Origin of the sequence: Actinosynnema pretiosum, assembly GCF_024171695.1 — a bacterium.
Taxonomy (GTDB): Bacteria; Actinomycetota; Actinomycetes; order Mycobacteriales; family Pseudonocardiaceae; genus Actinosynnema; species Actinosynnema pretiosum.
Genome location: NZ_JAMTCF010000018.1, coordinates 80,119 through 100,975 on the forward strand (window position 1 = coordinate 80,119; position 20,857 = coordinate 100,975).

Annotated in this window: 15 protein-coding genes; 11 read left to right on the forward strand and 4 right to left on the reverse strand. The window is 75.9% G+C overall.

Features of this window, described 5'->3' with window-relative positions; translation table 11 throughout:
- Positions 1 to 162: 162 nt before the first annotated feature.
- From LV78_RS30990 to LV78_RS31000, 3 genes are read right to left on the reverse strand one after another with little or no spacing between them, the layout of a single operon-like run.
- Positions 163 to 1,026: a DUF6917 domain-containing protein gene (locus LV78_RS30990; RefSeq protein ID WP_253849566.1), complete on the reverse strand. Its 864-nt coding sequence runs from the start codon at positions 1,024 to 1,026 to the stop codon at positions 163 to 165.
- Entirely contained in the window at positions 1,023 to 2,306 is a 1,284-nt protein-coding gene (locus LV78_RS30995; RefSeq protein ID WP_308208778.1) for a sugar phosphate isomerase/epimerase family protein, read from the reverse strand. Before LV78_RS30995 ends, LV78_RS30990 begins: the two co-directional genes overlap by 4 nt.
- Positions 2,296 to 3,312 carry a Gfo/Idh/MocA family oxidoreductase gene (locus tag LV78_RS31000; RefSeq protein ID WP_253849567.1) on the reverse strand — a complete coding sequence of 339 codons (1,017 nt, stop codon included), beginning with the start codon at positions 3,310 to 3,312 and terminating at the stop codon, positions 2,296 to 2,298. Before LV78_RS31000 ends, LV78_RS30995 begins: the two co-directional genes overlap by 11 nt.
- A gap of 265 nt (positions 3,313 to 3,577) precedes the next feature.
- Between LV78_RS31000 and LV78_RS31005 the strand changes: the two genes are divergently transcribed.
- From LV78_RS31005 to LV78_RS31050, 10 genes are all read left to right on the forward strand, one after another.
- Positions 3,578 to 4,711, forward strand: a complete 1,134-nt coding sequence (locus tag LV78_RS31005) for a DegT/DnrJ/EryC1/StrS family aminotransferase (protein WP_253849568.1) — start codon at positions 3,578 to 3,580, stop codon at positions 4,709 to 4,711.
- Complete coding sequence (locus tag LV78_RS31010) at positions 4,708 to 5,838, forward strand: DegT/DnrJ/EryC1/StrS family aminotransferase (RefSeq protein ID WP_253849569.1); 1,131 nt, start codon at positions 4,708 to 4,710, stop codon at positions 5,836 to 5,838. The genes LV78_RS31005 and LV78_RS31010 overlap by 4 nt, the downstream gene beginning before the upstream one ends.
- Positions 5,839 to 5,847: 9 nt before the next feature.
- Complete coding sequence (locus tag LV78_RS31015) at positions 5,848 to 6,132, forward strand: hypothetical protein (RefSeq protein ID WP_253849570.1); 285 nt, start codon at positions 5,848 to 5,850, stop codon at positions 6,130 to 6,132.
- The gene (locus LV78_RS31020; protein WP_253849571.1) at positions 6,129 to 7,364 is read left to right on the forward strand and encodes a UbiA family prenyltransferase; all 1,236 of its coding nucleotides are present in this window, start codon (positions 6,129 to 6,131) and stop codon (positions 7,362 to 7,364) included. Before LV78_RS31015 ends, LV78_RS31020 begins: the two co-directional genes overlap by 4 nt.
- Complete coding sequence (locus LV78_RS31025) at positions 7,364 to 8,653, forward strand: FAD-dependent oxidoreductase (protein ID WP_253849572.1); 1,290 nt, start codon at positions 7,364 to 7,366, stop codon at positions 8,651 to 8,653. The genes LV78_RS31020 and LV78_RS31025 overlap by 1 nt, the downstream gene beginning before the upstream one ends.
- Positions 8,650 to 10,200, forward strand: a complete 1,551-nt coding sequence (locus LV78_RS31030) for a class I adenylate-forming enzyme family protein (protein ID WP_253849573.1) — start codon at positions 8,650 to 8,652, stop codon at positions 10,198 to 10,200. The genes LV78_RS31025 and LV78_RS31030 overlap by 4 nt, the downstream gene beginning before the upstream one ends.
- Before the next feature lie 40 nt (positions 10,201 to 10,240).
- The gene (locus LV78_RS31035) at positions 10,241 to 11,035 is read left to right on the forward strand and encodes a class I SAM-dependent methyltransferase (protein WP_253849574.1); all 795 of its coding nucleotides are present in this window, start codon (positions 10,241 to 10,243) and stop codon (positions 11,033 to 11,035) included.
- The gene (locus LV78_RS31040) at positions 11,032 to 12,630 is read left to right on the forward strand and encodes a CoA transferase (RefSeq protein ID WP_253849575.1); all 1,599 of its coding nucleotides are present in this window, start codon (positions 11,032 to 11,034) and stop codon (positions 12,628 to 12,630) included. The genes LV78_RS31035 and LV78_RS31040 overlap by 4 nt, the downstream gene beginning before the upstream one ends.
- 230 nt (positions 12,631 to 12,860) lie before the next feature.
- Positions 12,861 to 13,229 carry a 5-carboxymethyl-2-hydroxymuconate Delta-isomerase gene (locus tag LV78_RS31045; protein ID WP_253849576.1) on the forward strand — a complete coding sequence of 123 codons (369 nt, stop codon included), beginning with the start codon at positions 12,861 to 12,863 and terminating at the stop codon, positions 13,227 to 13,229.
- A 691-nt stretch (positions 13,230 to 13,920) separates the two neighbouring features.
- On the forward strand, positions 13,921 to 15,021 hold the full coding sequence (locus tag LV78_RS31050) for a hypothetical protein (RefSeq protein WP_253849577.1): 1,101 nt from the start codon (positions 13,921 to 13,923) through the stop codon (positions 15,019 to 15,021).
- Between the two features lie 191 nt (positions 15,022 to 15,212).
- Here the strand turns inward: LV78_RS31050 and LV78_RS31055 are convergent, their stop codons facing one another.
- Positions 15,213 to 16,382 carry an AI-2E family transporter gene (locus LV78_RS31055; RefSeq protein WP_253849578.1) on the reverse strand — a complete coding sequence of 390 codons (1,170 nt, stop codon included), beginning with the start codon at positions 16,380 to 16,382 and terminating at the stop codon, positions 15,213 to 15,215.
- Positions 16,383 to 16,612: 230 nt separating this feature from the next.
- Between LV78_RS31055 and LV78_RS31060 the strand changes: the two genes are divergently transcribed.
- Complete coding sequence (locus LV78_RS31060) at positions 16,613 to 20,350, forward strand: SdrD B-like domain-containing protein (protein WP_253849579.1); 3,738 nt, start codon at positions 16,613 to 16,615, stop codon at positions 20,348 to 20,350.
- The last annotated feature ends 507 nt before the right edge of the window (positions 20,351 to 20,857 follow it).

Sequence of the window (20,857 nt, forward strand, 5' to 3'; positions counted from 1 at the left end):
GCAGGGGTTCCCGTCACCTGCGGCGCGCGGTGGCTTGGCCGGGTGGGGTGCCGGGTACTTCCCCGCGTTTGCGCGCTCTTCGGTGGAACCGTTGCCGGGCAAGGGAAAACCCGCCCCCGCGTTGCCGCGCGAGAGCGGGTCGAAGATCCCCGTGTCGCAGGTTCAGACCATGCGCACCGCCTCCGGCGCCCGGCTGAGCGGGCTGCCCTCCGGCTTGAGGCCCAGGTCCGCTCCCGTGCGCACCTCGGCCGAGTCGATCAGGATGTCGTGGTGGTCCGGGTGGTGGCGGGCGTCGAAGCCGACCACCCGCGCCGCCCCGCCCGGCGGACCTGCCGCCCGCACGTCCCGCTCCATCACCGAGCCTCCCATCGGCAGACCTCGTCCACGGGGGCGAGCGCGGCCGGACCGCCGTCGCCCCACCCCGCTCCCACCCGCACCGCGCGGCGCCCCCGCGCATCCGTGCCGCAGCGCGGACCAGATCGTGGTGCGTCCTTCCCGCGCGTCGGCGCGCAGCACCGTCCCGTCGGCCATGCGCACCTCCACGTCCTCGTGCCCGCCGGGGGCCTGGGTCGAACGGGTGCCGAATTCACCCGAACCGGCGAGGCCCGTCGCGTCGAACGCAGAACCGGGGGAGTGCGGACCCGCGCCGTATGGGGAAGCCGAACCGGGTGAACCGCAGGCGGGGACACCCGCGATGCCGCCCGCGATGCCGCTCGCGACGTGGACCGGGCCGCCGGTCGGGTTCACGTCGCGAGTAACCCCGGCACCGTCCGCCACCGGCGTGCCGCCACCGTCCACGGTCGCCGCGAACCCAGCCCTGTCGAGCCCGACCCCGGCGCCGCGTCCAGTCCCGACGTCGCGCCTGACCCCGGCACCGAACCCGGTCCCGTTGCCGAATCTGGTCCCGCCGAGCCCGGTTGCGCCCGCGCGGGCGGTCACCGCCGCCACCGCGCGGACCTCGTCACCGGTCTCCCTCGGACCCGCAGCCGGCAGGCGTGGCAGCGGGTCCCGGTTCAGCGCGATCACCGCAGCAGCCGGGACATCGCCCGGCCCGCCGAGACGAACGCGGCCGACGCGCCGACCGGCGGCCCGGCCGACTCGCGCGGGCGCGGCGCCACGTGCGGTTCCAGCGACCACGCGCCCTGGTACCCGTTGGCGCGCAACAGCTCCACGCACTCGGCGACCCGCGCGTCCCCGGTTCCGGGGTCCACGAACCGCTCGCCCACCGCGTCCTTCACGTGCACGTGCTCGACGTGCCGGGCGAGCTGGGCCAGCGCCGCGAGCCCGTCGTACCCGTGCGCGACGGGGTTGCCGGTGTCGAACAGCAGTCGCAGCGCCGGACTGTCCACTTCAGACATCAACTCCAGCGCCCGCTCCGCGCTCGCGCCCGCCCACCCCGAGCAGTTCTCGTGCAGCAGCACCACCCCGGCCACCTCCGCGCGCACCGCCAGCTCCCGCACCCGCGACACCACCCGCGCCCGCCACAGCGGCTCGGCCAACCCGTCGTTGGGGTAGGACATGATCCGCACGTACCGGGTACCCAGCTCGGCGCACCGCCGCAGCAGCACCTCCAACTCGGCCAGGTCCCGCTCGAACGGCCCGGTCACCGGCCGCGCCCGGTTGCCGATCCGCGAGTCCAGGCACACCGCCCGCACCCCGGCCGCGCCCAGAGCGTCGACCACACCCGCGAACACCTCGTCGCTCAGGTCCGCGACCGCGACGCCGTCCACGGTCCGCAGCTCGATCGCCGACCAGCCCAGCTCCGCCAGCACGGCGAGCTGACCGTGGAGGTCGGACGCGGCCTCGTCGGTGATCCCGGCGAGCACGGGACCGGCGGGGGCGTGCGGGCCCGAACCCGGCGACCCCGAGGCGGACGGGTCGGTGACCGCGTCGGGCTGCCGCCGGGCGTCCGGCGAACCCTGGGCAGGCTGCGCGCCTGACGACCATTCGCCGCCTGCCGCCGATCCTCCTACCGCAGCCCCACCGGCCGCCGCACCGCCGCTCCTCGCGCCGCCACCCGCAGGCCCGCTTGCCGTCGACCTACCAGCCGCCGATCCGCCGCTCGCAGACCTGCCGCTCACAGCCCCAGCGACCATCGGCCCACCGGTCGCCAGTTCACCGCTCGTCGTCCGGCCGCTCGTCGTCCCGCGCGCCACCGACCTCCCGGCCGCAGCCCCACCGGCCGCAGCCCCACCGCCCAGCGCAGCCCCACCGGCCACCACGCCCGTCCCCACGCCCATCACCCCGCCGAGCCCCGCCAACCCGGTCACCCCCACCGCCCGGCCCCCCGTGCCGTCAGCGCGCACCGGTCGGCGTCCTGCTCTCGGCGCGCGCGGTCGGCACGACCGGTTCGGCGCTGATGTTCTTCGCCACCGACAGCAGCCGCACCACGTCCCCCGCGAACGCGAACCCCTGCGAGTGCGGGTCCCCGGTGCCCCGGAACAGCCGGTAGGCGCGCAGCACCCACTCGGTCAGCGAGTCGTCCCGCAGCACGGTGTGCTCGCGCCGCCCGTGCCCGGTGACGGTCAGCTGCGAGTGGTCGTCGTCGCCGCTCACCGCGTAGTGGCCGACGGCCCGCCCGCGCTCGAACTCCACGGTCACCCGCCGCTCGCGCACCGGCGAGGTCAGGTCGGAGCTGATCTCCGCGCGCACGCCGCTGTTGTGCCGCAGCCCCAGCCGCGCCCCGCCCATCCTGGGCACCACCACGTCGCCGAACGCCAGGTCCGACCCGGCCGCGTGGGTGACCCGCGCGCTGCCCGCCAGCCGCAGCGCCAGGCCGACCCCGTGCGGCAGCTCCACGTCGAACGCGGTCGGGTGGCTCGGCGCGGTCAGCGAGCGGCGGAAGCGCGGCTTGTTCTGCACGATCGACACCGAGCGCGCCTCGCCCAGCTCGCCGCCGCGCACCAGCTCGGTGAGCCGGGCGGTCAGCGAGCTCATCTGCCACGGCTCGGCCACGGCGATGCGCAGGCCGTGCCTGCGCCGCAGCCGGGCGATGCGGGCCAGGTCGTCGGTGTCCGAGGCCAGCGGCTTCTCCACCACCAGGTTCCGGAAGCCCAGTTCGGCGATCTCGCCGATGACCTCGGGCCGGGTGGTCGGTGGGGTGCACACGTGCACCACGGTGCGCGCCGGGTCGAGCAGCTTCGCGGCCTCGGCGGTGGTCGCGGTGGTCACCAGGCCGGGGCGGTCGGTGAGCACGCGGCGCGGGTCGCAGGCCACCACCGGCTCGGCGGAGAACAGGCCTGGCGCGGTCGCCCGAGCCCTGGCCAGCACCGGCAGGTGCAGCTCGGCGCCCGCCCTGCCCAACCCAACCACCAGTGTCCGCACGTCCGTCCCGTCTGCCGCAGTCCCCGTCGACCCGGCTGAAGAGCCGGGCCATTCGGGCGCAGACGTTCTCGACAACGGGACTCGATTGTCAACTTAGCGCCCATTAATTGACCAGGAAGAGTGAATGCATTGCGCTCGGAGAGTTCTTCTCCACAACTGCCCTACGCTGCGCCGCGTGCTTCGACAGCGGCGGTGGACACCCCTGCCGGTCCCATTCTTCACGCAATCCGCGACTTTTTCACGGTTGTGGCCGGTGACGCGCCACCACGTCGAGGACGTGGTGGAGAACGGCGAGTACTCGCACGGCCGCAAGGTCGTGGAATTGGAGCGCGCGCTCGCCGAGCACACCGGCGCGCGGCACGTGATCGGCGTGAACAGCGGCGCCGACGCGCTCGTGCTCCTGCTGCGCGCCTGCGGCCTCGGCGCGGGCGACGAGGTCGTCGTCCCGGCGTTCTCCTCCGGCGCCACCGCGACCTCCGTCGTGCTCGCGGGCGGCACGCCGGTGTTCGCCGACGTCGAGCCGGACGGCTACGGCATCTGCCCCGCCTCGGTCGCCGCCGTCGCCACCGGGCGCACCCGGTTCGTCGTGCCCGCCCACCTGTTCCACCACACCGCCGACCTGACCGGTGTGCGCGCGGTCGCCGACCGGCTCGGCCTGGCCGTGGTCGAGGACAGCGCCGAGGCGATCGGGATGCGCTACGGCGGCGAGCACGCGGGACTGCACGGCTTCGGCGGCGTGCTCTCCTTCTCCCCCACCAGCACGCTCGGCGCGCTCGGTGACGCGGGCGCGGTCGTCACCGACGACCCGAGGGTCGCCGAGATCGTCTCCGCGCTGCGCCACCACGGCCGCCCCGGCCCCAGCGCAGGCGCGATCGACACCGCCGCCGCGCTGCCGGGCGTCAACAGCAAGATGGACGACGTCCAGGCCGCCGTGCTGCTGGCCAAGCTCGGCCGCCTCGAACAGGACGTCCGCCGCCGCGCCGAGCTGGCCGCGCGCTACACCGCCGGGCTCACCGGCGTGCCGGGCGTGCGCAAGCTCCCCGAGGTGCTGCCCAGGGCCGAGGCGGTGCGCGGGGTCTTCCACGGCTACGTCGCCGAGTTCGCCCGCCGCGACGAGCTGGCCGAGCACCTGGCCGCGCGCGGCATCGGCGCCGAGACCCGCTACCCGCTCCCAGCGCACCTCCAGCCGTGCTTCGCGCACCTCGGGCACGCGCCCGGCGACTTCCCCAACGCCGAGGCCGCGTCCCGGCACGCCCTGGCGCTGCCGCTGTACCCGGACCTCACCGAGGAGCAGGTCGACCGGGTCTGCGCCGAGGTCCGCGACTTCCACGCGGCCTCCGGCCTGCACCTGTCCGCGCCCACCGCGAACCGGGGGAGCCGCCGGTGACCGCCACCGTCCCGCTCTCCCCGCCGGACCTGTTCGACGACGAGCGCGAGGTGCTGCTCGACCTGCTGCACGAGGTCGCCACCGATCCCGAGCAGAAGTTCGTCCTCGGCTGGCGCACGGCCGGGCTGGAGCGCGCGATCCGCGACTCGGTGGGCGCCGCCGACGCGGTGGCCTGCGGCAGCGGCACGTCCGCGCTGGCGCTGGCGCTCAGGGCGTTCGGGGTCGGGCCGGGCGACGAGGTCGTCGTCCCCGCGTACGGGGGCGCGCCGCTGGCCGCCGCACCCGTGCTGCTCGGTGCGACCCCGGTGTTCGCCGACGTGGACCCGCGCGCGCTGGTGGTCGACCCGGCCGAGGTCGAGTCGCTGATCACCGAGCGCACCAGGGCCGTGCTGCCCGCGCACGTCTTCTCCACCATGGCCGACATGCCCGCGCTGCGGCGGATCGCCACCACCGCGGGCGTCCGGCTGCTGGAGGACGCCGCCGTCGCCCAGGGCGGCGTGCTCGGCGGGCGCGCGGCGGGCGCCTGGGGCGACGCGGGCGTCTACTCGTTCGCCAAGGACGCGGCGTTCGGGATGCCGGGCGAGGGCGGCGTGGTCGTCACCGGCGACCCGGCGCTCGGCCGGGCGGTCCGGGTGCTGCGCGACCACGGGCAGGACGGCGTGCGCCGGTCCGTGCACCGCGCGGTGGGCTGGAGCAGCCGGTTCGACGAGGTCATGGCCGCCTTCCAGCTGCACCGGTTACCCGGCCTCCCGGCGCGGCTGGAGCGCGGGGCGCGGATCGGCGACTACTACGCCGAGCGGTTCGCGCACCTGGCCCCGCTCGGCGTCACCGCGCCGCCGCCGGGCCGGGAGGGGCGCTGCTTCTCCGCCTACGCGCTGCTCGCCGAGCGCCGCGACGAACTGCGCGAGCACCTGCTGGCGAACGGGGTGGGCTGCCACGCCCGCCACCCGGCCCCGCTGCCCCACCAGCCCGCGTTCGCCCGGCACGCCGACCCGCGCCGCGACTGGCCGAACGCCCGGCGCGGCTGCGAGCGCTCGCTCGCCATCCCGATCAACCCCCGGCTCACCGACGCCCAGGTTGAGCACGTCGCCGACCAGGTCTGCCGGTTCGCCGAGCGGTCCCGCTGAAGGAGAGACATGCAGCAGGCAACACACGCGCTCGCGGCGGGCGAGGTCGCCGCCGAGCGGGAGCGCGGGACCGCCCGCGCCGGGCTGGCCGGGGTGCCGCGCGCCTCCCGGCCCGCCGCGCCCGCCGAGACCACCACCGCGCACACCCGCGAGAGCGTCGCCGGGCTCCCCCGCGAGAGCGTCGCCGGGCGCCCCCGGCCGCTGCCACGGGCGCGGCTGGTGGACCGGTGCGGGCCTGCTCGTGGCGGCGACCTGTCGTTCGCGGTCCCGGTCGGGCCGGGGTGCCGGGCGTGAGCGGCGCGCCCACCCGCGCCGGGGACGGGCTGGACGCCACCCAGCCGCTCGGCTCGGCGACCCAGCCGGTGGACCTGAGCGAGATCACCGCCGTCACCCCCGCCGTGGTCGTCGCGCAAGCGCACGTCCCACCCGCCCACGTGCAACCCGCGCACGTCCCACCAGCGCAGGTCCCGCCGGGGCACGTCCCACCCGCGCACGTCTCGCCAGCACAGGTCCCGCCGGGGCACGTCCCACCCGCGCACCTCCCACCAGCGCACGCCCAGCCCGCGCCCGGCGTGACGCAGCCCGTCGAGTCCCGGATCGGGTCCACCCAGCGGATGGCCGCCGTCACCGGCCGCGTCCCGGTGGCCGCCTACGCCCGGCTCGCCAAGCCCGACGTCGTCGACCACCACCTCGGCGTGCTGCTGGTGTGGGCGCTGCTCTCGCCGGACCTGCGCCTGGACGGCCACGTGCTGGCCACCACCGCCGTGTTCCTGCTCGGCCAGGTGTCCGTGCTCGCCGCCACGGGCGCGCTGGACGACCTGACCGGCTTCCGCGACGGCCGCGACGCCACCGGCCACGGCCCCGGCAGCGCCAAGCGGGTCCGCGAGCCGCTCGTCACGGGCGCCCTCACCGAACCGCAGGTGGTCCGCTTCGCCCTGGCCACCGGCGTCGTCGGCACTGCGCTGTGGGGCGCCGCGATCCTGATGGCCCCGCACCGCCCGTTCTGGGTGGTCGCGCTGATCGCGCTCACCTGCTTCTCCTCGTTCCGGCGCTCGTGGGGCGCGAAGTTCAGCCACCGGGGGTTCCGGGAGTTCCGCACCGCGAGCCTCGGCTGGGCGCTCGTGCTCGCCCCCTACGGGCTGGCGGTCGGCTCGGTCGACGGGTTCGCCCTGGTCCAGGCCCTGCTGTTCGGCATGGGGCCGCTGCTGTTCGCCGTCTACTCCGGCACCGCCGAGGGCGACCGCTCGGCAGGCCGCCCGACCTCGGCCGCGCAGGCCACCCCGCCCGGCAGCGCGCTGTTCGTCATGTCCCTGACCACCGCCGAGATGGCGCTGATGGTCATCGCGCCGATCGTGGGCGCGCCCTGGTGGTTCCTGGCCGCGATGACGCCCACGTTCTGCCTGCGCGTCGCCCAGCTGCGGATCGGGTTCGGCCGGGGCGACGTCCCGCGCGCCAGGACGCTCGGTGTCCGCACCCACCGGCTCACCACCGCCGTGCTGCTCGTGATCGACCTGGCGGTGCGGTGATGGACCTCGACGTCGCCGTCGTCGGCGGGGGTGTCGCCGGGCTCGCCGCCGCGCACGCCGCGCGCGCCTCGGGCGGCCGGGTGCGGGTGTTCGAGGCCGCCGACCACGTGGGCGGGCGGACGTCGACGCTGCGCGTGGACGGCTTCCTCGCCGACACCGGGGCCGAGTGGCTGCCCGAGCGCGGTTGCGAGGCCACCTGGTCGCTGCTGGCCGAGCTGGGCGTCGACCGCGCCGACGTGCCGCTGATCGGGCGGCGGGTCGGGGTGTGGCGCGACGGCCGGGTCCGGCCCGGCGTCACCGACCTGGTCGGGCTGCTCACCGGGGCCGGGCTCGGCCTGCGGGCCAGGCTGGACGCGCGGCGCGCGCTCGGCTCCGGCCACGACCTGGACCGGCCGGAGGCCTCCGGCAACGCCACCGTCGTCGAGCACCTGTCCCGCCACCACCGGGACGTGCTGGAGTACCTGCTCCAGCCGGTCGTGTCCGGGCTCTTCGGCTGGCGGCCCGAGCGCTCGGCCGTCGCGCCCGCGCTGGCGCTGCTCGGCTCGGTCGGGCCCGCCTCCACCTGGCGGGTCCACCCCGACGGCATGGACCAGCTCGCCCGCGCGCTCGCGGACCGGCTCGACGTGGAGACCTCCGCGCGGGTCACCGAGGTCGTGGCCGACCGGGACGGCGCCCGGCTGGTCGTCGGCGGGCGGGAGGTCGCGGCCCGCCGGGTCGTGCTGGCCGTGCCCGCCCCGGTCGCGCTGGACCTGCACGCCAACCCGCCCGAGCAGGAGGCGGAGTTCCTGCGCGCCTGCACCTTCACCCCGGTGGTGAAGGTCCACCTGCTGCTGGACCGGCCGCTGCCGTCCAACGCCCACCTGGTCGTGGTGCCGCGCGCGGAGAGCGACGTCGTCTCCGCGATCGCCTTCGACCACCTCAGGCACCCCGGCCGCGCACCCGGGGGAAGGGGCCTGCTGACCGTGATCGCCAACCCGGTGCTCGCGCCCCGGCTGGCCAGGCTGTCCGACGCGGACGTCGCCGACATGCTCACCCGCGCCGCGGGCACGTTCGCGCCCGGCCTCGAGCAGGCCGTCACCGGCGCGCTGGTGCACCGGTTCCGGCACGGGCTGCCCGAGGCCACGCCGAGGGCGCTGGGCCTGCGCGCCGGGTTCGCCGCCGGGCTCGGCTCGTCCGCCGTGGACTACGCGGGGGACTGGGTGCTGCTGAGCCCGTGCGGCGAGGCCGCCGTCCGCACCGGTCTGCGCGCGGGCGCCCGCGCCGTCGCCAGGAGGGGTGAGCTGGTGTGAGACCGCACGACGTGGGACTGCTGTTCGAGGAGTGCGCGCAGCGCGGCCACCGCACCGCCGTGGTGCTGGACCGGCCGCTGGACATCGCGCCCGAGCTGGGCGCGCACCTGACCGTGCCGGAGCTCGCCGACCTGGTCGCCGAGGCCTCCGGGTGGCTGGCGGCGGCGGGCGCGCGGCCGGGGGACCGGGTCGCGATCGTCAAGCGCAACCACTGGGACTACGACCTGCTGGCCTGCGCGGCGGTGCGGATCGGCGCGATCCCGGCCCAGCTGTCCGGGCACCTGTCCGACGAGGTGCTGGAGATCCTGCTCAAGCGGCTCGACCCGGCGGTGCTGGTCACCGACCGGGCCCTGCCGGGCAGCGGCGCGCGGACCGTGCTCGCGCTCGCCGAGGACGTCGACGGCGCGCTCACCCTGGACCAGGTGCGCGGCAGCGCCCGCCCGGCCCCGCGCCGCCGCCACGACGACGAGCCGCTGGTGGTCAACCACACCTCCGGCACCACGGGCGTGCCCAAGCTGGTCGCGCACAGCACCCGGAGCGCGGTGCTCCTGCTGGCCCGCAAGGAGTCCGTGCGCTGGCCGGTGATCGGCCTGCGCCCGGACGACGTGCTCGCCAACGCCAGCTCCTACGCGCACGCCCGCACGTTCCGCTGGACCGCGAGCGCCCTCGCGTCCGCGCCCGCGCAGATCACCGTGCTCAGCGACCCCTCCTCCGCGCCCAGGGTGCTCTCCGCGCACCCGCCGACCGTGGTGGAGGCGCTGCCCTCGGCGTACGCGCGCTGGCAGACCGTGGTGGGCGTGCCGGACAACCCGTTCCGCAGGGTCCGGCTGTACGCGAGCGGCCACGACGCGGTGCACCCGCCCACGGTGCGCCGGATGCTCAACGCCTCCCGGCACGAGCACCCGGTGTGGGTGCAGGGGTGGGGCCAGACCGAGACCGGCCCGCTGACCCTCCGGTTCCTCACCCGCCGCGCCGTCACCGGCCCCCGGCCCAGCACCCGCCACCTCGGCAGGCCGCTGCCCGGCGGCGCGAAGCTGCGCGTGGTCGACCCGGAGACGTTCGAGCCGCTGCCGCGCGGGCGCGTCGGGCTGCTGCTGGCCCGCACCCCCGCGCTCGGCTCCGGCTACCTCGGCGAGGAGGAGCGCTGGCGCGCCAAGGAGGTCGACGGCTGGTGGAACACCGGCGACCTCGGCTCGATCAGCCGCACCGGGGCGGTCCGCCTGCTCGACCGGGAGGTCGACTCGGCGCCCGGCGTGAGCTGCCTGAACGTCGAGGACCTGGTGGAGAACCGGCTGCCCGAGGTGGTCGAGTGCGTGCTGCTGACCCCGACCGGCCGCCCGCCGCTGCCGGTGCTGGTCACCTCGGACGGCCTGATCGGCGAGCGCCGCTGGCGCACCGCCGTGGCCGACCTGCCGGTCATGGCGGCGCCGGTCGTGCTCGGCTGGGACGAGGTGCCGCGCACCGGGACCGGGAAGGTGCGCAGGTTGGAGCTGCTGGCCAGGCTGGACGGCCGGGTCGAGCCCGACGCGCGCGGGCGCTGGACGTGAGGCGCCGCAGGAGCGCCGGGACACCACGAGGGGAGCGGCCTTGACCGCGATCGACGCGGGGTACGTGTTCGACAACCACAGCGACCACGCGGGCGAGCAGCACCGCTGCCTGGCCGCCGCCTACGACCCGATGACCTTCACGCGGCTGGCGCGGACCGGGGTGCGCAAGGGCTGGCGGTGCCTGGAGGTCGGGGCGGGCGGCGGCAGCGTCGCGCACTGGCTGGCCAACCGGGTCGCGCCCACCGGGTCGGTGCTGGCCACCGACATCAGGCCCGAGCACGTGCCGAGCGCGCCGGGGCTGACCGTGGCCAGGCACGACGTGGTCGTCGACCCGCTGCCGGAGGGCGAGTTCGACCTGGTGCACGCGCGGCTGGTGCTGCTGCACCTGCCCGAGCGGGAACCGGTGCTGGACAAGCTGGTGCGCTCGCTCAAGCCGGGCGGGTGGTTGCAGCTGGACGAGTTCGACCTCACCTACGGGCCGGTGCTGCTCGCGCCGGGTCCGCGCGCCGCCGCCGTGTACGAGAAGTTCCTGGCGGCGAAGGAGGAGGTGCTCGTGCGGGCGGGCGCGGACCCGTCCTGGGGCCGGCGGGCAGCCGCCGCGATGGCCGGGGCCGGGCTGGTGGACGTGGACCCGGTGCCCGCGCTGTTCCCGTGGCGGGCAGGGTCGCCGGGGGTGCGGCTGATCGCGCACCACACCCGGCACCTGCGCGACCGGCTGGTGGCGGCGGGCATGACGGACGGGGAGCTGGCCGAGGTGCGCGAGGTCGTGGCGGACCCGGCGTTCCGGGCGACCTCGTGCGCGGTGTACTCGGTGCAGGGCAGGCGACCCGCGTGACCGCGCTGCTGGACGCGCTGTCCTGGGCGGGGCCGGTCGACCTGCCGCTGGAGTGCGAGGCTGACGTGCAGGCGGCGTGCGGGCTCATGCACGTGCACGGGCGCGCGCTGGGCGGACCGGCCCGGTTGGGGCTGGACTACGCGTCGGCGCTGGCCGGTGAGCTGGTCGGGCTCGGGGGGCTGGCGGTGGAGCTGTCGGTCGCGCGGGGCGGGCCGGTGCGCGGGTTCACCACGTCCGTGGCGCAGGCCGGGCTGCTGGCGGTGTCCCAGCACCTCGCGGCGGCCACCGCGCGCGACGACGGCGCGCCACCGGAGGTCCACGCCCCCGGCGGGCCGCCGTTCACCTCGGCGGAGGGGGTCGAGTTCGAGCTGGAGGCCCTGGACGCGGGGGTGTGGCTGCGGTTCTGGACCAGCGCGGGCGCCTCGCCGAGCGCGGTGGCGTCGGGCTGGCGCCCGTTCCTGCACCGCGCTGCCACCGCGAGCTGCCCGCTGCCCGCGGAGCTGCACGCCGTCGCGGCGGGGCACCCGCTGCCGGTGCTGCGGGCGCTTGCCGAGGACACCGGGATGACGTTGGTGCGGGTGTCCGCGCGTCGGGTGGTCGACCTGGCCGCGCACCGGGTGACGGCGTTGGGTGGGGCGGTGTTGAGCGGGGTGCCGGGTGGTGCTGCGCTGGGTGGTTCGGCGCTGGGTGGTGCGGCGCGGGAGAGTTCGGTACCGGGTGGTTCAGCGCTGGGTGTTGCCGCGCGAGGGAGTTCGGCGCCAGGGGGTTCGGCGTCGGGTGGTTTGGCGCAGGGCGGTTCGACGGTGGGCGGTGTCGCGCTGTCCGTGCCACCGTTCCAGCCCTCGGGCGCGCTCCCGCTGGCCGGGGTGGTGGTGCTGGAGTCGTGCGGTCGGGGGCAGGGTCCGCTGGCCGGGCACCTGCTGCGGATGCTCGGGGCGAGCGTGGTGCGGCTGGAGCAGCCGGGTGGTGACCCGCTGCGCGCCGTGCCGCCGGTCGTCGTGCCGCAGCCGGGGTCGGCCGCCGTGTCCGCGCGGTTCCACGCGCTCAACCGGGGCAAGGGCGTCGCGTTCGCCGATCTGTCCACTTCGGATGGTCGGGAGCGGGCGCTGGAGCTCGCGCGCGGCGCGGACGTGTTCCTGCACGACTGGGCTCCCGGCGAGCAGGAGCGCAGGCGGCTCGGCCCGGCGGAGGCGGCGGCGCGGCCGGGGATCGTGCACGCGCACGCCTCCGGGTGGGGCGCGGAGCTGGGGCCGAACCCGCCGCTGGGCACGGACTACGCGGTGCGGGCCCACGCAGGTGTGCCGCGTTCCCTGATGACGCTGGTCGACGTGTTCGGGGGAGTGGTGTGCGCCCGCGCCGTGCTGGACGGGCTGCTGCGCCGGGCGCGGTCCGGGCGCGGGCAGGCGGTGGAGTCCTCGCTGCTGTCGGCGGCGTCGCGGCTCAACGCGGTGTCGGCGGGCGGGCCTTCCGGTGGCGCGCCGTCCGTGCCGGTGTGCGACGACCTCGCGGCGCTGGCGCGGGACCCGGCGTTCGCGCGGGCGGTCGGGTTCGACGGGTGCGCGCTGCCCGGTCCGCCTTGGGAGTTCCTGACTTGATCAGGGGGCGGGGGTGGCTGGGCTCGCTGTTCCGGGGGCGGGGTGCCGCGCACCCTCGGTCGGGTCGCGGCGGTTGACCTGGGGCAACTGCGGTAGCGGTGCGGCTGACGTGAGGGCGGGGGATGGTCGGCGCTCGTGCACTGGCCGCCCCCGTGCCTGCCGCCTTCCTCGCCCCCGCGTCTACCGTGCCCGCGTCACGCGAACGGCCCAGTGCCGGCTAGGCTCGGGGGATGCCGCAGATCACCGTCGAGTACTCCGCGTCCCTGTCCGACGCTTTCGACCGGCGTGCGTTCGCGCTCGCGCTGCACCCCGTGCTCGCCGAGGTCGCAGGCAGCGAACTGGGTTCGTTCAAGACCCGCTCCTACCGCCTGGACGAGGCCGTCGTGGGCGACGGCGCGTCCGGGGAGTCCATGGTGCACGTCCGCGTAGGCCTGTTCTCCGGCCGCGACGCCGCGACGAAGGCCGCCGTGGCCGACGCCACGCTCTCCGTGCTCACCGCCCACCTCGCGACGGTGTCGGGCCAGCGGGTCCAGGCCACCGTGGAGATCGCCGAGCTGGACAAGGACAGCTACCGCAAGCAGTACGTCGGCGGCCTCTGACCGGTTGCGAGACCGACGGCGCGGGTGGCGCTCCGCGCCCTCGCGCCGTAGTGCGGACCGTTCGCGCCGTAGTGCGGACCGTTCGCGCCGTAGTGCGGACCGTTCGCGCCGTAGTGCGGACCGTTCGCGCCGTAGTGCGGACCGTTCGCGCCGTAGTGCGGACCGTTCGCGCCGTAGTGCGGACCGTTCGCGCGCCCCCACACGAGCGGCCCCGCCAGGGAACCTCGGTTCGGCGAAACCACTGCCCGCGGATTCTCGTGCGTCGGCTGCCAGTCGCGCTCCGCCGCGCCCCGCTCCCGTCCCGCCGCGCCCCGCCAAGCGCGCTCTCTGTCAAGATCCCCGCGCCTCGCCACCGCCTCCCCGAGCGCCACCCCACCCCACCCGCCCACCAACCGGCCGATCGCCCCCGGCAAGCGCTTTCCCGCTCACCGCGAAAACCCCAGGTCACCGCGTTCTCCGCACAGCTGCGGGGAAAACTCCTTCTGCATATGATCCCGTTCTGCCCCGAAAGGGGGCATCCGAGGGTGATAATCGAGCACATGGGTCGTCGGGGGGCGCGCTCGTTCGGAACGACCGCACCCGCCGCTCGGTGCGCGCGCCGGGCGGCCCCGTGCTCGTGCCGGGTCCGAGGAGGGCGTCGCACACGTCGAGGAGACCGCGGTTGACTTCCGCTGGGAGTGGTGACGGCAGGGTGTCCGTGTCGCTGACCGGGCCGAACAGCCACGTGCTGGTGCGGCGACCCGGTGTCGGGAGCCTGTCGGTGGGGCAGGCCGGTTCGGACAAGGTCGACCTGGTGGTCGGCCCCGACGACCCGGTGGACTGGACCGCGCTCGACGGGCTGGAGACCCCGGCGGGCGGGTTGTGGCCGCGCTGGGTGGACTACCGGGGCAACGACCTGTCGGTGTTCGAGTGGGCCCGCGACCGCCGGGTGGAGGGCCTGCACTTCGCAGCTGCCTCGGACGTCGCGATCGACGCGGGCCTGTCCCGGTTCGGCTCGCTCACCGTCAACTCCGGCGGCCACTGCGTCCGGCTGCGGCTCGCGCCCGCCGAGCTCTGCCCGCGCGTTGCGCTGCAGGGCGCGCCTGCCGACTTCGTGCTGTCCACGACCGGCGCGCTGCCCGAGCTCGCCCTGGCGCTGCCCGCCACCGCCGCCCGCGCGCTGCCCCGGCTGCCGGTGCTGGCCGATCTCACTCACCTGATGGTGTCCACCGGCCCGCTGGACGAGCCGTTCGACTGCCGCAGCCTGCTCCAGTTCCCGCGCCTGCGCTCGCTCGCCCTGTCCGGCTCCCTGGCGCACCTCGCCGCGCTGGAGGCGCTCCCGCTGCGCCAGTTGCAGATCCGCTTCTGCCCCGACCTGTCCGGGCTGCCCGCGCTGCGCGCCTTCCCCGACCTGACCTCGTTCCTGGCCTGGAACGTGGACGCGGCGGTGGGCCGCAGGCTGCGCACCGAGCTGCGCGGCCCGATCGCGCAGCGGCTGACCGGGCACAGCGGCGTGTCCCAGCTGCGCGAGCGGCCGTGGTTCGTGGAGGAGTACGGGCTGCCGTTCGCCGGGTGGGCGCCCAGGACGGCGGGGGCGGCGACGAAGGCGTTCAAGGTCGCGTCCAAGGCGATTGGACGGGGCGGGGACGTGCGGGAAGCGGTCACCGGGTTCGTGCGCCGGGTGGGCGAGCTGCCGGGGGTGGAGACCGGGGAGCGCGAGGACGCGGCTGAGGCCGCCGTGCTGCTGGGCGAGATCGGCGGCGTCGACCGGGACACCGCGCTCGGCTGGTTCGAGGCCGTCCGGGACTTCTGACCGGTACCAGGCTTCTGAGCGACACCTGACCGTCGAGCGACACCTGACCGTCGAGCGGTACCGGACTTCCTGGCTGCGCCGGACCGCCCGCCCAACCCCGCCCGCGCACAACCCCAAAACACCGAAGACCGGAAAGCCCCCAAAAAACACCGAAGGCCGGGCGCGCCCCGCGCACCCGGCCCCCGAAGGCCTCACTTCCCCGCCGGTTCCTCCCCGGCCTTCACCGGCGTCACCGGCACCTCGTGGTCGACCGCCTCCGGCGCGGCCTCGGCGCTCGGCGCGAGCCGGTCGTCGATCACCTCGCCCAGGTACCTGGCCACCACCGCCGCCGTGGCCACCACCGGCACCGCCAGGAACGCCCCCGCGATCCCGTACAGGCTGCTGCCCGCCGTCACCGCCAGCAGCACCACGGCCGCGTGCAGCCGCAGGCTCCGCGACTGCAGGATCGGCTGGAGCACGTTGCCCTCGATCTGCTGCACCGCCACCACGACCACCAGCATGATCACCGCGGCGGTGAACCCGTTGCTCACCAGCGCCACCAGCACCGCCATCGCGCCCGCGATGAACGCGCCCACGATCGGGATGAACCCGCCGAGGAACGTCAGCGCCGCCAGCGGGATGGCCAGCGGCACCCCGAGGAACACCAGGCCGAGGCCGATGAGCACCGCGTCGAACAGGCTCACGATCGCCTGGGTGCGGATGAAGTCGCCCAGCGTCCCCCACACCCGGTCGAGCACGACCGCCAGGTGCCCGCCCGCGCGCTCGCCGACCACCGCGCGCAGCCACGGGATGAACCGGGGCCCGTCCTTGACGAAGAAGAACGCCAGCAGCAGCGCCACCAAGCCGGTGACCACGCCGGAGGTGACCGTGCCGACCCCGGTGAGCAGGCTGTTCGCGATCGACCCGATGCTCGCCTGGAGCTGCTGCACGCCCTTCTGGATCAACCCGTCGAACTGCCCGTCGCCCAGGTTCAGCGGCGGCCCGCTGACCCACTGCTTGGCCTGGCCGAGCGCCTCGGTGGCGCTGTCGGCGATGTCGTCGGCGCCGGACGCGATGGAGGAGCTGATCAGCGCGATCATCCCGCCGAGCACGCCCAGCCCCAGCAGCAGCACGATCGACGCGGCCAGCGCGGGCGGCATCCCCTTGGCGCGCAGCCAGCGGGCGGGCGGCCACAGCACCGTGGTGATGAGCAGGCCGAGCAGCACCGGCATCACCACGACCCAGAGCTTGCCGATCAGCAAGCCCAGCAGGTACGCGCCGATCGCGACCAGCGCGATCCGGGTGCTCCACCTGGCCAGCCAGGTGACACCGTGGCCGATGGCCTGCCCCCGATCGGTCCAACGGCGGTCAGTGGCGGACACGGTTCTCCCTCCGGATCGCGGCACGACCCCCGCGCCGCTCCTCGTGCCGATCCTGCCAGAGGGGACGATCAGGGCGGCTCCGGCGAGCCGTGGCCCGACCGGGTGGTGCGCGCGATCACGTCCCCGGTTCCCCGCAGGTCACACGTTCGGGGTTCCCGGCCGGTGCGAGCGGGGGCGGTGTCGGATAGTGCACTCCGGGTCCCGCCGCCGTCACACCCCGGAGTGGTCACATGCGCGCCAGCAGGTTCTCCTCCTCGGCGGCCTGCCTCGGGCTGCTCTCCGCGCTGCTGGTGGCCCTGCCGCAGCAGGCCGCGTCCGCGCCCGCGCGCGACCTGGACCTGCTCTACTCCGCCGAGTCCTACGGCGACTTCCTGCTGGTGGGCAACGGCAACACCCGCTGTCCCGACCCCGGCGACCCGGTGGACCCGCTGCGCGGCACCCCCATCGCCACCTGCCAGGACGCCCGCGCCAAGACCGGCGTCGACCCCGACCGCACCAGGGGCGCCTACTTCACCCGCTGGGCCGACGTGGACGGCGACACCTCCACGTTCAACTCCTCCACCGCCGAGCTGACGATCCCGTACGGCGCGTTCGTCGACTACGCCCGCCTGACCTGGTCCGGCAACACCGGCACCGTGCTCCAGGCCGACTCGTCGGCCACCTCCGGCTGCGACGCCCGCCAGCAGGGCGCGGGCGTGGTGCTGCCGGAGCTGCCGCCGGAGGCGGACATCCCGGTGTCCGGCCCGGACGTGACCCCGGCGTTCCTGCGCGTGCAGGGGGTCCCGGCCGCGAACGTGTACGCCGAGGACTACACCGAGGACGACCTGGACTCCCTGGCCCCCGAGCAGGCCCAGCTGTACTCGGCGGGCTCCGAGGTCACCTCGGCGCTGGCGGCGGCCCCGACCGGCGTGCCGCTGGCCATCGGGGTGGGCAACGTGTGGACCCCGGAGGGCTTCGGCTGCTTCGCGGGCTGGTCGCTGACCGTGGCCTACTCCTACGACGGGCCCGACCCCGGCGCCCCGTTCAAGACCCAGGTGCAGCTGCGCAGCGGGCACGTGCGGGTCTCGCCGACCGAGGGCCCCCACCAGGTGACCGCCCCCGGCCTGCGCACCTCGGCGCAGCGGAGCCTGCTGGGCCTCACCGCGTTCGGCGGCGACCACGACCGAGCGGGCGACCGGGCGCTGGTGGACTCCCGGGCGCAGCCGGGCCTGGGCACCCAGGGCAACTACTTCAGCGGCGGCGTGGACGGGGCGACCTCACCCGCCGACGCCAACACCATGGGCGCGGACGTTCACTCGTTCGTGAGCGGCGACGTGCCCACCGCCCCGCCGGGCGGGACGCGGGACCTCGCGTTCCGCTTCGAGCCCGGCGCCGACGACTACGTGCTCACCGACCTGGCCGTGTCGACCCCGGTGGACACGGGAGTGGTGTCCGGACGGGTGTTCAACGACCGCAACAACAACGGAGCGTACGAGCCGTCCGACGGCGACACCGGCATCGGGAACGTCCGCCTCACCCTGGAGCCGGACGCGCCCGCCACCCCCGCCGCCGTCCCCGAGCGGTTCACCGCGCCGGACGGCACCTACCGGTTCGACGGGCTGGGCGAGGGCGCCTACACGCTCACCGAGTTCCAGCCCGCCGACTACGCGGACGGGATCGACACCCCTGGCTTCAACGCCGTCGCGCAGGCCGACGACCAGTTCCGGATCGGGTTCCTGTCCGACCTGGACGCCTCCACCGACAACGCCTTCGCCGAGCTGGCCGGTGGCGAGCTGTCCGGGACCGTGCGGGCGGGCGGCGTCGGCGTGCCCAACGCGCTGGTGCGGCTGACCGGCGACAACGGCCTCTCGCTGGACTTCACCACCAAGAGCGACGGCGCCTACGACTTCCCCCGGCTCCCGCCGGGCGACTACACCCTGCTCAACACCCACCCCGGCGGCTACGCGGACGTGTCGGCCAGCGCGGGCACGGCCGGGGGAGTGGTCACCGGCCGCAACAGCGTCACGGGTGTGCCGCTGGCCGCGAACCAGGTCGGGACCGACTACGACTTCCTGCTCGCCAGGGCCGCCTCGATCACCGGCCGGGTCACCGACCAGGCGGGCAACGGCATCCAGGGCGTGCGGCTCGACCTGACCGGTCCGGTGGACCTGACCACGACCACGGCCGTGGACGGCGGCTTCTCCTTCAGCCCGCTGCCGCCGGGCGGCTACACCATCACCGAGACCCAGCCCGTCGGGTACGGGCAGGGCGGCGCGACCGCCGGTGACGCGGGCGGCGTCGTCGGCGTCGACGTGATCTCCTCGATCACCCTGGTGGAGAACCAGCAGGCCATCGGCTACGTCTTCGCCGAGAGCGCCGCCTCGGTGTCCGGGGCGGTGTTCGCCGACCGGAACCGCAACGGCCTGGCAGACCCGACCGAGCTGGGCCTGGACGGGGTGCGGGTCGACCTGGTCGGGCCGGGCGGGACGCTCACCACGACCACCTCGGGCGGTGGCCGGTACTCGTTCACCGCGCTGGCCGCCGGGACCTACGAGGTGGTGGAGCGCAGGCCGGTCGGGTACGCGCGCGGCGCGGTCGTCGTGGGCAGCGCGGGCGGGACGGCGGGCGCCGACCGGGTCACCGGGATCGCGCTGGGCGCCGCGACCGCCGCCACCGGCTACGACTTCGCCGAGCTGCCGGGCTCGCTGTCCGGCGCGCTGTACGTGGACGCGGACGGCGACGGGACGCGCGGGCCGGGGGAGGGCGGGGTGTCCGGGGTGCAGGTCACCCTCCTCGGCGTCGACGACGCGGGTCAGGGCGTCTCGCGCACCGCCACGTCCGGCCCGGACGGCGGGTACGCGTTCCCCGACCTGCTCTCGGGCACGTACTCGGTGCTGCGCGGCCCGTGGTTCGGCTACGCGGACGGCGTGGACAGCGCGGGCACCGCCGGTGGCACGCCGGTCCCCCCGGACGTGATCTCCGGCGTCGCGCTGCCCGCCGGGGCCCAGGCCACCGGGTACCTGTTCGCGGCGCTGGTCAGCGACGTGACGGGCGTGGTGTTCCTGGACGACGACGGCGACGGCGTGCTCGACCCGGAGGAGACCGGGCGGCTGGCGGACGTGGTGGTGACCCTGGACGACGGGCTCGGCCGCCGGGTGCGCACCGCCACGACCGACGCCGACGGCCGGTACCGGTTCCTCGCGGTGCAGCCGGGCGACTACGTGCTGGCCGAGGAGCAGCCGGTCGGCCACGGCTCGTCCACGCCGGACCGGGTGCCGCTGACCGTCGTGCTCGGCGCGGTCGTGGACTTCGGCGAGGAGCTGGGCGCGCTCGGCGGTCTGGCCTGGCAGGACGTCGACGGCGACGGGGTCAGGGACGGCGACGAGCCGGGCGTGCCGGGGGTGGTGGTGGCGCTGGAGGGGAGCGCGGCGTCGACCGGGGCGACCGGGCCGGACGGGCGCTACGACTTCCGGGACCTGGCGCCGGGGACCTACCGGGTGCGGATCACCCCGCCCGCCGGGACCCGCGTGCGGGCCGGGTCCGCGTTCGACCCGGTCACGCTGACCAGCCGGGACGTCGTGGTCGAGGTGGTCGGGGCGGACATCACCCAGCGCGCGGACCTGGACGCGGCGCTCGTGCCGGTGGACCCGCCCGTTGATCCGCCCGTGGACCCGCCGGTAGATCCGCCCGTCGATCCGCCGGTCGACCCTCCGGTCGATCCGCAGCCGCCGGTCGACCCGCAGCCGCCGCTGGACCCGGTGGACTCCTCCACGTCCCCCGTTCCGGCCGATCCGGTTGCGCCGGTTGACCGGGAGCCGCTGGTGGACCAGGCTGGTCCACCGGGGTCCGCTGGCAACGCGCCGCCGCCCGCCCAGGGGCAGGGGCTGGCCGAGACCGGCGCGCGGGGCGTGCTCCCGCTGCTCGTCCTCGGCGCGTCCGCGCTGCTCGCGGGCCTGGTGCTGGCGCTGCGCTCCCGCCGCCGGGCCTGAGCCCACCGGACGCCTCCCGCGCAAGGGACCTGGGTCCCGGTGGATCAGGACCGTCGTCCCCTCGTGCCGCGCGCCCCCGAGGGGCAGCATTGTCCGCGAGGCACCGGAGAGGGGCGGGGCGGACGGGGTCCGCCAGGCGCCCGGCCCTCTCAGCGACGGTGTCGGTCGGAGCGGTGCACGTCGGGTTCGGGGGCAGGGCCCGAACGCGGTAGCGGACACCCTCCTGGGAGGGAGCGGAAGGGCGGGCACTCGCGGTGGCGTCGCGGGAGCCCCGCCCTCCGCCGTCCCCACCCCTCGTTCGCGAAAATCCTCCGGTCCCCTTTTCCGGAAAGCGGTCGCACCCCCGCGCGGGAAAGCTGACCGTGGGTGTGGGGGCCGTCACGGGAAGTGCCCGAATTGTGGTGGAACGTCCACGGTCGCTCCGCCGTCGAAGGCATTGAAGGGGTCGGTGATCGCGCTCGCGGCCATCCGGAGCGCGTCGACCCCGTGTCACCTACTGCCTGGCGG